Genomic DNA, 11622 nt, shown 5'->3' on the forward strand with positions numbered 1-11622 from the left:
CGACCGCGCGCCGCGGTCGCGCGCAGCGCGCCTCGTCGATCACGCGCCGCGCTCGCGCCGAACGCGCGTCGCGCGGTCCTTCACCGGGTCACCGCGGAGCGCAGGCCGCGACGCCGCCGTCCTCGGCGAGCACCAGCACACAGGTGCGGAGCACATCCATGCCGGCAAATCCGTCCGACGGACAGGTCGCCCGCTGCTCGCCGGGCAGAAGATCGATATCCGCGGCGGCGTCGAACCCCGCCATCCGGAGGCGAGCGCCCGAAAGGACGGGAACGGTGTGCCTGCCTGAGGCAGCGTAGGCGCTCCTGTCGCCGGTCGCCCGGCGCGACAGCCGCTTCCCCGCGGGGGAGACGGCGAAGAGCGAGCTCTGCGACGCCCCCGAGTCGATCTTCAGCGTGACGTCGATCCCCTCGACGCTCGCCCTGGCGGTGAGCTCGCTGCCCTGGTTCGGGCCGCCGCAGCGGGCGAGCTCCACGATGGCGGCCTCGCCGAACCGCGCCCGGAGCGCGCGTGCGGCCTCGTCGCGCGGAGCTTCGGTCATCCGGCCCTCGCGCAGGTCGAGCACGACGGCGCGGCCCGGCCCCGCCAGCTCCTGAGGCGCGACGATGCCGCCGATGCCGATGCGCTGCAGGACGTCGGGCATGCGGACGACGAGCAACGTGGAGACCTCGACCCGGCCCCACCCGGAGAGCGCGAGGCTCGCGTCCTCGAGGCGGGACACCGCGAGGGGCCTGCCCGCGTGGTCGACGGCGACGTCGCCTGCGGTCGAGAGGGGCAGCGCGAGCTCGTCGGCGAGCCAGCGGGCGAGGACGTGGTGGGAGGCGCCGGTGTCGACGAGCAGCACGGCCGGCTGGCCCGCCACGACGGCGTCGATGAGCGGCGAGGGGAACGCGCGATCGTTGAGGTGGTACTGGAGGCTGGCCCGGCGCTCGGGGCCCGCCGCCGGCGCCGCCGGGCCCGCGCCCTCCGCCGGGGGGCCCGCGGGCGAGGACGCGTCGCCGGCGCCGGCCGACGCCGCGCTGCGCGGCGAGGCCGGCGCGGCGCGGACCGCGGCGGGCTCGGCGCAGCCGGCCACCGCGAGCGCGCCGGCCGCGGCGGCGGCCGAGAGCGCGGCGAGGAGCTGCCTGCGAGCGCGCGGCACGAGCATCCGCTACTCGACGCAGCAGAGCGTCGACTGCCCCGTGGGATCCAGCGAGCCGCTGAGGTTCGTGCGCGCGGTGCAGGTGGAGCTGGTCGGCGTGCCGACGAGGTGAGCCGGGGGCGAGTAGGCGTACCCGCAGTACCGCCCGCCCTGCGAGATCTGGGCGTGATCGAAGCAGCTGTAGTCGTTGCCGAGCTCGACGCGCACGTAGTTGCAGTCGCCGCCGCTCGCGGTGCACGAGCACGACGAGCACGTCCGGGTGTCGTTGTACCCCCGGAACCAGTCGCTCTCGCGCCGCGCATAGCCGCTGCAGGTGGCGCTGCCGGACACGAGCGCGCATTGCGTCGCCGGCGAGGCCTGCCTCGGGACGCAGGCCTCGCCGGCGCCGCAGCCCACGCCGGCGCTCGCGTGGCAGAACTTCCTGGACTCGGTCCACGTCGCCGGCGCGGGGATCGCCGTGCCGGTCGCGGTGCAGCTCTGGATCACGTCGAAGAGGCCCGCGCGCACGCCGCCCCAGTCGACGAACCCGTTGTTGATCGGCTTCGCGTCGCACGTGAACCCGACCCGCTTCGCGAGCGTGCCGCGCGTCCCGCCCTCGTCGGCCTCGCACTGCGACTCGTCGGCGTAGAGGTAGAGATCCGCCGCGCAGTCGGTGGGGTTCGGCGTGCAGCCGCAGCCCTCGCAGCCGCTGCCGGAGAGGCCGCGGAAGAGGAGCGTCTCCTTCGCGGTGAACCCGTCAGGGCACGGCTCGGTCGCGTCCACGACGACGCCAAGCTCGAAGTTCGTGGGTGCCGTCAGGCAGACCGCGCCCTCCGCGCAGTCCGAGTCCGCGCAGTCGACGGCGTCGTCGCAGTCGTCGTCGCCGCCGTTGAAGCAATCCTCGACCTGCGTGCAGCCGGTCGTCGCGCTCGGGCCGGCGCTCGCGCTGGAATGTTCGGTCGTCCCGGCGCCATCATCGCCGCCCGACCCGCCCGCGCCCGCGAAGTTGCGCTCCTGGACGTTGCAGGCCGAGAGGCTGACGAGCGCTGCTATCGCAGGCCCGCGAAGGTTCGTCATGCCGCCAGGATAGCCGCCCTTGCAGGCGAGGTGCAGCGTCATGTCCCGGAGGCGCGGCGCTCACCGCGAGGGCGCGTGATGGGCGAGGTGCCCTGTGACGCTGGAGAGGCCGTCACGGAACCGTGGAGCGCTGGAGGCGGCGCTCCACCTCGGCGCGCGTCGGATACGAGGTCTGACACCCCTCGCGCTCGACCGAGATGCCCGCCGCCGCGATCGCGAACCGGAGTGTGGCCTCGATCGCCATCCCGGAGGCGAGCCCGCCGGCGAGCACGCCCGTGAGGGCGTCCCCGGCGCCCGTCGTGTCGACAGCGCGGGCCGGCAGGGCGGGGAGCTCCTCGCCCGACGGCAGCAGCACCGCGCCGCGCGCGCCGCGCGTGAGCACCACGCGCTCCGGCAGGTGACCGCGCAGCGCCTCGTGCTCGAGCTCGTTGACGATAACGAGGTCGAACCGGCCGACGAGCTCGGGATCGATGGCGTTGACGGGCGACGGATTGCAGATCGACAGCGCGCCGTCGGCCCGCGCCGCCGCCAGCACGCCGTCGATCGCCGCGGCCGGGATCTCGCCCTGACAGAGCCAGACCGAGGCCCCGCACGGCGAGGGCGGCGTCACGAGCGCGTTGGCGCCGGGGATCGCGAGGATCTGGTTCTCTCCGGCCCCATCGACGCAGATCAAGGCCACGCCCGTCGTCGCGCCGCGGTGGATCTCCACGGCGGAGATGTCCACTCCGTCGGCGGCGAGCGCGGCCGCGCAGAGCTCGCCGTGGGCGTCGTCGCCGCGCGCGCCTGCGAGCCGCACGCGCGCGCCCGAGCGCGCCGCCGCGACCGCCTGGTTCGCGCCCTTGCCGCCCGGCGCGACGAGGAAGCCGCGGCCCAGCACCGACTCGCCGGGGCGCGGCAGCCGCGGGCCGTAGCCGATGAGATCGGCGGTGATCGATCCGCAGATCGCGAGCAATCCCATGGCTGCCGCATACCACGAAGGAGGCGGCGCCGGCCCGGGGGCCGCCGATCGCGAGCCCACGGCGCCGAGGCGGCGGAGGGATCACGGCGAGCCCCGGAGGCGGCTGGCCAACGGGGCTCGTCGGGTGTGTTCCGGGCGATCCTTCCACGCGCCGCGCGCGATCGATCAGTTGGCGGCGGTCACGGCCACGGCGTCGGTCTTGCCGCCGGCGAGCGCGCCGGCGCGGCGGACGATGCCGATGAACTCCTGCTGATCGCCCTTGCTGGACGCGGCGGCCCTCGCGATCTTCTCGATGTCGGCGAGCCTCCACGAGCGCGCGTGCGGGCTGTGGCGCAGCACCTCGGCGAACCCTGCCACCGCGGACGCGAAGCGGAAGTCGGCCGGCGCCGCGTCGAAGGCGGGGGCGATGGCGCCGGGGGCCATCTTGACCAGGGTCTCCTCGGCGGTGTTCGAGCCGAGCGGCGCCTTGTGGCGGAGGCGCACGACGACCGGCGTCGCGCCCTCGCCCTTCAGCGCGGGGGCCTTGAGCTCGACGTCGTAGATGGCCGTCACGCTGTGCCCGGCGCCGATCTCGCCGGCGTCCACCTTGTCGTTCCGGAAGTCCCGGTCGGCCACGTCGCGGTTCTCGTAGCCGATGAGCCGGTAGCTCTTGACGAAGCTCGGGTCGAACTCGACCTGGATCTTCACGTCGCGGGCGATGACCTGGAGCAGCCCGCCGACCTGCTCGGAGAAGACGCGCCGCGCCTGCGCCTCGCTGTCGATATAGGCGTAGTTGCCGTCGCCCTGGTTGGCGAGCTGCTCCATCATGAGATCCTTGTAGTTGCCCTGGCCGAAGCCGACGGTGGACAGCGTGACCCCCTTGTCCTTCGCGCGCTTGATGGTCTTCAGGATCTCGTCGTGGGAGGTCGGGCCGACGTTCGCGTCTCCGTCGGAGAGCACGATGACGCGGTTGACGTGCCCCTTCACGAGCGTCCGCTCGGCCAGGCTGTAGGCGAGATCGATGCCGCTCGCCATGGCGGTGGAGCCGCCCGCGGTGAGGTCGTCGATGGCCGCGAGGATCTTCCCTTTGCTCTCGATACCGGTCGGCGCGAGCACCTCGCGCACGCTGCCCGCATAGGTGCAGAGCGCGACGGTGTCCCCCGGCTTGAGGGTGTCGGTCAGCATCTTCAGGCTCTTCTTCGCGAGCTCGATCTTGTCCGGCGACTGCATCGAACCGCTCGTGTCGACGAGGTACACGAGGTGCACCGGGGTCCGTTCCTTGACCGGCACGCGCTTGCCCTGGACCGCCACGCGGACGAGGTGGTGGCCCGCCGTGAACGGCGAGGGCGCGGCCGCGAGGTGCACGGCGAACGGGCCTGTCGCGGGCGACGCATAGCCGTAGTCGAAGTAGTTGAGGAACTCCTCGGCGCGCACGGCCTGATACGGGGGCAGCGCGCCGTCCAGGATCTTGCGGCGCGAGATGGCATAAGAGGCCGTGTCCACGTCGATCGCGAACGTCGAGAGCCGATCCTTCGCGGGGTCCTCGACCCGGTTGACGCCGTAGTCCCGGTACGACTCGCTGCCCTGGGGCTCGGGCGTTGTGACGGCGACGGTTGCGGGCGGGGGCGCAGGGCGCGCCACGGCGGTCTGTGCCTGGACGGCCGCCTTCTTGGGCGAGGGCGCACCGCCCGCCGTGGTCCTCCGGGCCTGCGCCGGCCTGGGCGAGGGCGCCACAGGGGCGGCCGCCACGGACGGGGCCTGCGGCGGCGCTGCCTCCGCAGGCGCGGCGCCGGGATCGATCGCGTCGGCCGCCTCGGCTTCCTTGTGCGCGGCGGTGGACGCGCGGCCCTCGTCTTGCGGCGCGTCGAACTCCGGCTGCATCGACCGCCCGTCGGCGGCCTCCGCCGGCGCTGCCGCTCCTGTCGCGGCCGTGGGGGCAGGCGTGGAGCCACCGCAGCCGATGAGCAGCGCGGTGACGAGGGCGGGGGCGACGAGACTGAGGGGCCGAGTGCGCATGAGGTGTCCTCCTTGAAGGGGATCGCGAGGGCGGATCCCTGCTGTACGTTCTCGTGGGTCGGCCATGGCCGAACGCCACACACTGGTCCTTGTGAGGGCCGCACGCGCGGCTGCCCCACAGTGCGTCTCTCAGGGGCGAGACGGCTCCCTCGCCGCTTTCGCTGCGCGAACGCCGCGTGTCGCCGGTTCTCCGGCGCGCCGACGAAGGAGCTCTCGCGGCTGGGGCCCGCGGTGGCGGGGCCCCGGCGCGTCCGAGTGCCAGGGAAACGCGGTCGTCTCGGCCGGCTTACACCCGAAATCGAGGGGAGCCGGCGCCGCAGCCCAAGTGCCCTGAAGCAGGGAGGATGCGAGGCGCGCGACGTTGGCGGGGCGCACGAGGTACGCGAGGCGCGAGGGGACGAGGCAGCAGGCGCCGCCCTGCGCCGCGCGCTACATCGAGCAGGGGCGCGGGGAGACCGGCGGCGACGGCCGTCCTCCCGCCATCCCGCCGCCCTTTCGAGCTCTCCTTAGGAGGTCCGTGATGAGCGAAACGAGCCGTGAGCGCTTCCAGTCCGCCCTGCGCCGCGCCAGGAAGATCGCCGTCCTGACGGGCGCCGGCGTCTCGGCGGAGTCGGGCATCCCCACGTTCCGCGGCGCTGGCGGGCTGTGGCGGCGTTACGAGGCGACGAGCCTCGCCTCGCCCGAGGCCTGGCAGCGCGACCCGGGCCTCGTGTGGGAGTTCTACAATCACCGCCGCGAGCGCGCCCTCGGCTGCGCCCCGAACCCGGGCCATCGCGCGCTGGCGCTGCTGGAGGCGCGATGGCGGGAGGCCGGCGGGGCCTTCACCCTGATCACCCAGAACATCGACGGCCTGCACGAGCAGGCCGGCTCCCGGAGCCCCGTCCGGCTCCACGGCTCGCTCTGGCAGGTGCGCTGTCTCTCGTGCGGGAGCGTGACCGAGAACCGCGACGTGCCGATCACGCCCGCCTTCGCGGGCAGCGGCTCCCCCGATCCAGAGGCCCCCGCGCGCCGCTTCACGACGGCGGATCTGCCCCGCTGCAGCTGCGGCGGCGTGCTTCGCCCGCACGTGGTCTGGTTCGGCGAGGCGCTTCAAGAGAGCGATCTCGCCGCGGCCGCCGCCGGCGTCGACGGCTGCGATCTCCTGCTGGTCGTCGGCACGTCGGCGGTGGTGTATCCCGCCGCCGGCTTCGTCCCGATGGCGAAGCGCCACGGCGCCCTCATCGCCGAGGTCAACATCGAGCCCAGCGCGGTCACCGGCCTCTGCGACGTCGTGTTCACCGGCGGCGCGGGAGAGATCCTGCCCTCCCTGCTCGACATCACGCCGGCCGGCGCGCCGTGATCACCGCGGCCTGACTAGGCGCACGGGCGACGTGACGGCCCGCGAGACCTCGTGTGCAGCGGCGGCCGCCGCCCTGCGCCTGCGCCAGGACCGTTGAGCCACCTCATCGAGGGGGAGCGGGAGCCGACGGCCTCGGTGCGAGCGCGGCGAGCCGGCGGCGTCAGCGCGACGCGCGGTCACGCGGCGGGCGCACGGTGCACGCACCGCGCGGCCCGGCGCATGCTTCCGATGGGGGCATGGAACAGGTCAAACAGGGGATTTCAGGGCTCATGTGGGCGGCGATCACGCTCGTCGTGATCGGCGCCGTCAACTGGGGGTTCGTTGGGCTGTTCGAGTTCGACGTCGTCGCCGGCATCTTCGGACGGCTCAGCGCGCTCAGCCGCATCATCTATGTGCTCGTCGGGCTCGCCGGGCTCTATCTCCTCTACGGCTCGGTCCAGCTCGGAAAGCGCGCTCGGGTCACCACGATGCCGTGAGCGCGACGTCCCTCGACGGGCGCCCCACCGACGCTCACGCGCTCGGGCCGGCCTGGCCGCCGAGGCCGCGTGGACGGGCGGCGGCCGCGCGCGCCTCGATGAACCGCGACACCGCGTCGACGAACGCCTCGGGGTTCTCCACCTGCGGCATGTGCCCTGTCGCCGGGATGAAGGTGAGCTGCGATCCCGGCAGCGAAGCGTGAAGCTTCTTCGCGTCGTCCGCGCTGTTGCCGACGAGCTGGTCCGCCTCGCCCCAGACGAGGAGGGGATTCAGGCTGAGCGGGTCCCTGAGACCTCCATGGATGGCGGCGTCGAGCACCGCCTCCAGCTGAGGTGGATTGGCGCTCTCCAGGGCGTCCCGCAGGGCAGCTGGGGCGCGGCCGGGATCGGCGTAGGCGCGCCCCAGGACCCTCGGGTTATATGTCTGCTTCCGCATCAACGCGCGCAGGATCCGGCGGGGCAGCGGCCGCGCTCCGAGCCAGCCGACGAAGCGCGGCAGCGCGGGGATGGGAACGCCGTTGACGAACACGAGCCCTCGGCAGCGGGCCGCGAACAGGGTCGCGAAGCACGATACGACCGATACGCCGAAGGAGTTGCCGACGCACCACGCGCTGGAGACTCCCAGCTCGTCCAGGAGCCGCTCGAGCCAGCGCGCATAGGCGCTCAGGGATCCGAGCCCCGGGGTGTCCGTGCGCCCGATGCCGGGCAGATCGGGCGCGATCACCTGGAAGCGCTCAGCGAATCGCCCCCAGACAGGCGCCCAGTGCATCGACGCCCCGCCCCAGGCGCCGTGCACAAGCAGCAGCGGCGCGCCCTGTCCGCCCACGTGGACGCTCGCGGGGCGGCCGTCGATCGCGATCTCCTTCAACGAAACCGTGCTCATGCTCCTCTCCTGTGCGGAACCGCCGCGGGCGCATCCTGCCCCCGGGCGGCGGGGGCCTGCAACAGAAACCCCGGCGCGCGCGCCCGTCACCGCGCTTGCGCCGGGCCCCTTCGGCGCTCCCGGCGCGCGGCGCGCCTCGGGCCTTCGCGCTTGCCTCGCGGGCGGCCGTTCGGGGTATCGTCCCCGCCGTGTCCCCCGCTCAGAAGCTCCGCGATCTGCTCGCCTCGCCCGGTCTCCTCGTCATGCCTTGCTGCTTCGACGCGCTGTCGGCGCGGCTGATCGAGCAGGCGGGCTTCTCGCTCTCGTTCATGAGCGGCTTCGCCGTCTCCGCCGCGCGCCTCGGCGCGCCTGACACGGGGCTCATCTCGTATGGTGAGATGGTCGATCAGGCGCGGGCGATCTGCGGCGCGGTGTCGATTCCGGTGCTCGGCGACGGCGACACGGGCTACGGCAATGCGATGAACGTGAAGCGCACGGTGCGCGGCTATGCGCAGGCCGGGCTCGCGTGCGTCATGATCGAGGACCAGGTCGCTCCCAAGCGCTGCGGCCACACGCGCGGCAAGCAGGTCGTGCCCCGCGACGAGGCGTTCTCCCGCGTCCGCGCCGCCGTGGACGCGCGCGACGAGGGCGCCGGCGTGCTCATCATGGCCCGCACCGACGCCCGCCAGACGCACGGCTTCGACGAGGCGCTCGCCCGGGCCAGGGCGTTCGCCGACCTCGGGGCAGACATCGTGTTCCTGGAGGCGCCCGAGAGCGTGGAGGAGATGCGCACGTTCTGCCGCGAGGTGCGCGCGCCGACCATGGCCAACATGGTGGATCACGGCAGGACGCCGGTGCTGCCGCCGGCCGAGCTCGAGGCGATCGGCTACAAGATCGCGGCCTATCCGCTCACCCTGCTCTCGGTCGCCGCCGCCGCCATGCGCGAGGCGCTCGCGGCCCTGCGCGCGGGCCGGCACCCCGACCCGCGGATGAGCTTCGCGGCGCTCCAGGAGATCGTGGGCTTTCCGGAGTACTACGCTGAAGAGGAGCGCTACGCGCAGCCGCCGCCCGGGAAGGCCTGAGGCAGGGCAGCGGGCGCGCGCCTCACAGCAGGGGGAGGTCCACCCAGCGCTCGAAGCCCGGCCGGCGCTTGATTCGGCCGTACCACGCGTCGACGTGCTCCAGCGCGGGCCGCTTCGTCGGCAGGTTGTACCACCGCTGCGCCGCGACCCCGAGCGGGATATCGGCGAACGTGAAGTACTCTCCCGCGGCCCACGGGTGCCGTGACAGCTGCTTGTCGAGGATCTCCAGCGCGGAGAGCGCAGACTTGCGCGCGGCGTCGATGGCGCCTTGATCGCGGCGCTCTTCGGGCGTTCGCACGAGCTGCACAAGGAGCGTCCGGACCGGGGGCCACAGCGTCCCGAACTGCCAGTCGGTCCAGGCGTCGGCGCGCGCCCTGTCGGCGAGATCGCTCGGCTGGAGCGGCGGCGAGCCGTAGCGCGTGAACAGGTAACGCACGATCGCGTGCGACTCCCAGAGCACCAGCGGACCGTCCTCGATCGTCGGCACGAGCCCGTTCGGGTTGAGGGTGAGATAGTCGGCGTCCTTGACGCGACCGAACGGCCCGCCGGCGTCGACGCGCTCGAAATCGAGCCTCAGCTCGTCGAGCGCCCAGAGGACCTTCTGCACGTTCGAAGAATTCTTGTGACCCCAAAGTCTCAACATGATGTCCCTTGTCTTTCGGCGCCGCTCAGGCCGCCGTCGTCGCCGCCGGTTTCACGAACTTCGCGAAGCGCTCCGCGTAGAACTCGACCGGATTCTGGTGGGCGCGGACCGCGGGGCGCGCCTGGACGGCCTCGATCCACGCCCGGAGCCGCGTGAGCTCCGCGGGGACGGAGAAGCCGCGGAGGCGGCCGACCGCCGGCAGCCGCTCGAACCATGGATAGAACGAGAGATCGACGAGGCTGACGTCGGCGCCGAGCCAGTAGGGCCCTTGGCCCGACGACTTCGCCAGCGCCTCCCGCTCGATGAACGCGAGCACGTCGCCGAGCGCCTTGCGCCCCTCCGCCTCCTGCTCCCGTGTCTCGGCCCTGAGCAGCTGGGCGAACGCCGGCACGAGGCGCGTGTTCGCGTAATCGATCCAGATCCTCGCCAGGGCGCGCCTGCTCGGCTCCCTGGGCAGGAGCCGGGGCTCGGGGAAGACCTCCTCGAGGTACTCGTTGATGATCGCCGACTCCCAGATGCGGTGGCCCTCGTGCTCGATCGCCGGGACCTTGCCGTAGAGCGAGGCGTCGACGAACGCCTTCGGCTTGTTCTGCAGGTCGACCTCGATCAGCTCGAAGTCGACCGCCTTCTCCTGTACGACGAGCCGGGTGCGGTGGGCGAAGGGGCACGCCTTCGCGCTGTAGAGTCGAAGCTTCGTCATCCTGTTCTCCTTGATTGATGGCGTGCGCCACGCGAAGAGCTCTCCTGCCGTCAGGCAGAGGGCGTGCTCAACTCACGGGCAGTCGGTGGGGTGGAGAGCAGGGAGCGTGCCAGAGCGCCGTCGCAGGAACGGATCGCAATCGCTCGCGCTGGCCGTGCGCTTGCTGCGACGGGAGCAGGGATTGCTCGTGGTGTGCTGCTGGGGCAGCACTGAATCCGGCGTGGGAGGGGCCTCTGCTGCTCGGGGGTCGACCCCTCGTCGAAACTCCGGGAGACGCCGCGTCCCTCGGAATGAGGCGTGCTCAGATCTTCATCCTTCCTCCTCGTGTCATGTTCCGCAGCTCGCGCCACCTCAGCCAATGGCACCTCTGCTCGAGCGGTCATCCATCGTCCACGCGCGCACGCGCGGGCGTGGAGAATGGATCTCCTCCCGGTGTACCGAGAGGACGCGCTGATGTCTTCCGCCTTACTCTTGTATGGCGGATGATGGTCTGCTATAGCGGAAATGTCAAGCCCCTCCGCGGGGAGTCGATGTTGTCGGCGGGGTGTGGGCGAACCGGTGGATGATGTAGGAAGGTCGTTGCGGGGCGGGTGTGCCGTATGTATGAGGGATGCCCTGTTGTATGCTCCGCGGCATGACAGATGTTCGCGTCGACGCTGGAGCACTCCATGGTTCGGGACGTGATCGTCGCGTGAGCCGGTGTGGTGGAGACGGCGGCGCGATCGCCGCGAGGTTCATGATGGGGACAGGCATGGAGCGGAGCGGTGGCAGGTGAGCGCCCGCCGGAGCGTATCGCGACCGCTCGGCTGACGCTGCGAGCGTGGCGGCCCGAGGATGCCCCGCTGATCAGGGAGGCGATCGACTCCAGCCTTGCGCACCTGCGGTCCTGGATGCCATGGGCCGTGAACGAGCCTTCCTCCATGGAGGCGACCGTCTCGCTGCTGGAGAAGTTCCGGGACGACTTCACCGCAGGACGCGACTTTCATTATGGCATCTTCACGGCCGACGAGCGCGACGTGCTCGGGGGCACGGGGCTACACCCGCGGATCGGCCCGGACGCGATAGAGATCGGCTACTGGCTCCGGGAGACGGCGACGCGCCGCGGTTACGTGACCGAGGCGGTGGCGCGCTTGACCCGGGTCGCGCTGGAGGAGCTCGGGTTGAGCCGCGTCGAGATCCGCTGCGATCCGCGGAACACCGCGAGCGCCGCGGTGCCGCGGCGGCTCGGGTATCGGCACGTGACGACGCTCGAGGCGAACGCCCTGACGCCCGCGGGCGAGCCGCGCGACACGATGGTATGGGTGCAGACGGCCGCGGAGCTCCCGGGGGCGAGCCGGGCAGGCTGAAGTCAAATTGGACCAGTGCCAATA

At 72.4% G+C, this 11622-nt stretch carries 11 protein-coding genes; 4 read left to right on the forward strand and 7 right to left on the reverse strand.

Annotation, left to right across the window (positions count from 1 at the left end):
* Positions 1–88: 88 nt before the first annotated feature.
* The 4 genes from WME90_RS03345 to WME90_RS03360 form a co-directional block, all read right to left on the reverse strand.
* The gene (locus WME90_RS03345; RefSeq protein WP_437279605.1) at positions 89–1147 is read right to left on the reverse strand and encodes a retropepsin-like aspartic protease; all 1059 of its coding nucleotides are present in this window, start codon (positions 1145–1147) and stop codon (positions 89–91) included.
* A 3-nt stretch (positions 1148–1150) separates the two neighbouring features.
* Positions 1151–2239 (reverse strand): hypothetical protein, encoded by a 1089-nt coding sequence (locus WME90_RS03350; protein ID WP_437279606.1) that lies wholly within the window; start codon positions 2237–2239, stop codon positions 1151–1153.
* Positions 2240–2309: 70 nt separating this feature from the next.
* Positions 2310–3155, reverse strand: coding sequence for a ribokinase (locus WME90_RS03355; protein ID WP_437279607.1), 846 nt, complete (start codon positions 3153–3155; stop codon positions 2310–2312).
* Positions 3156–3320: 165 nt separating this feature from the next.
* Positions 3321–5150: a vWA domain-containing protein gene (locus WME90_RS03360; protein WP_437279608.1), complete on the reverse strand. Its 1830-nt coding sequence runs from the start codon at positions 5148–5150 to the stop codon at positions 3321–3323.
* Between the two features lie 520 nt (positions 5151–5670).
* On the opposite strand from WME90_RS03360, the gene WME90_RS03365 reads away from it, so the two are divergent.
* Both WME90_RS03365 and WME90_RS03370 read left to right on the forward strand, forming a co-directional pair.
* Positions 5671–6489: an SIR2 family NAD-dependent protein deacylase gene (locus WME90_RS03365; protein WP_437279609.1), complete on the forward strand. Its 819-nt coding sequence runs from the start codon at positions 5671–5673 to the stop codon at positions 6487–6489.
* Positions 6490–6725: 236 nt separating this feature from the next.
* Positions 6726–6965 carry a DUF378 domain-containing protein gene (locus WME90_RS03370; protein WP_437279610.1) on the forward strand — a complete coding sequence of 80 codons (240 nt, stop codon included), beginning with the start codon at positions 6726–6728 and terminating at the stop codon, positions 6963–6965.
* A 34-nt stretch (positions 6966–6999) separates the two neighbouring features.
* On the opposite strand, the gene WME90_RS03375 is transcribed toward WME90_RS03370, so the two are convergent.
* On the reverse strand, positions 7000–7848 hold the full coding sequence (locus WME90_RS03375; RefSeq protein ID WP_437279611.1) for an alpha/beta fold hydrolase: 849 nt from the start codon (positions 7846–7848) through the stop codon (positions 7000–7002).
* A gap of 188 nt (positions 7849–8036) precedes the next feature.
* On the opposite strand from WME90_RS03375, the gene WME90_RS03380 reads away from it, so the two are divergent.
* A complete protein-coding gene (locus WME90_RS03380) occupies positions 8037–8909 on the forward strand; it encodes an isocitrate lyase/PEP mutase family protein (RefSeq protein ID WP_437279612.1) in 873 nt (290 codons plus the stop codon).
* A 22-nt stretch (positions 8910–8931) separates the two neighbouring features.
* Here WME90_RS03380 and WME90_RS03385 read toward each other — a convergent pair whose 3' ends face one another.
* Positions 8932–9552, reverse strand: coding sequence for a glutathione S-transferase family protein (locus WME90_RS03385; RefSeq protein ID WP_437279613.1), 621 nt, complete (start codon positions 9550–9552; stop codon positions 8932–8934).
* Between the two features lie 25 nt (positions 9553–9577).
* Positions 9578–10252 (reverse strand): glutathione S-transferase family protein, encoded by a 675-nt coding sequence (locus WME90_RS03390; RefSeq protein ID WP_437279614.1) that lies wholly within the window; start codon positions 10250–10252, stop codon positions 9578–9580.
* A gap of 764 nt (positions 10253–11016) precedes the next feature.
* Between WME90_RS03390 and WME90_RS03395 the strand changes: the two genes are divergently transcribed.
* Positions 11017–11598, forward strand: a complete 582-nt coding sequence (locus tag WME90_RS03395; protein ID WP_437279615.1) for a GNAT family N-acetyltransferase — start codon at positions 11017–11019, stop codon at positions 11596–11598.
* The last annotated feature ends 24 nt before the right edge of the window (positions 11599–11622 follow it).

It is taken from the genome of Sorangium sp. So ce375 (genome assembly GCF_051473855.1).
Lineage (GTDB): Bacteria > Myxococcota_A > Polyangia > Polyangiales > Polyangiaceae > Sorangium.

Coding starts and splice junctions, on each gene's coding strand:
- WME90_RS03365 (WP_437279609.1), top strand. CDS start 5,671: ATGAGCGAAACGAGCCGTGAGCGCTTCCAGTCCGCCCTGCGCCGCGCC.
- WME90_RS03350 (WP_437279606.1), bottom strand. CDS start 2,239: ATGACGCTGCACCTCGCCTGCAAGGGCGGCTATCCTGGCGGCATGACG.
- WME90_RS03385 (WP_437279613.1), bottom strand. CDS start 9,552: ATGTTGAGACTTTGGGGTCACAAGAATTCTTCGAACGTGCAGAAGGTC.
- WME90_RS03390 (WP_437279614.1), bottom strand. CDS start 10,252: ATGACGAAGCTTCGACTCTACAGCGCGAAGGCGTGCCCCTTCGCCCAC.
- WME90_RS03375 (WP_437279611.1), bottom strand. CDS start 7,848: ATGAGCACGGTTTCGTTGAAGGAGATCGCGATCGACGGCCGCCCCGCG.
- WME90_RS03355 (WP_437279607.1), bottom strand. CDS start 3,155: ATGGGATTGCTCGCGATCTGCGGATCGATCACCGCCGATCTCATCGGC.
- WME90_RS03345 (WP_437279605.1), bottom strand. CDS start 1,147: ATGCTCGTGCCGCGCGCTCGCAGGCAGCTCCTCGCCGCGCTCTCGGCC.
- WME90_RS03370 (WP_437279610.1), top strand. CDS start 6,726: ATGGAACAGGTCAAACAGGGGATTTCAGGGCTCATGTGGGCGGCGATC.
- WME90_RS03360 (WP_437279608.1), bottom strand. CDS start 5,150: ATGCGCACTCGGCCCCTCAGTCTCGTCGCCCCCGCCCTCGTCACCGCG.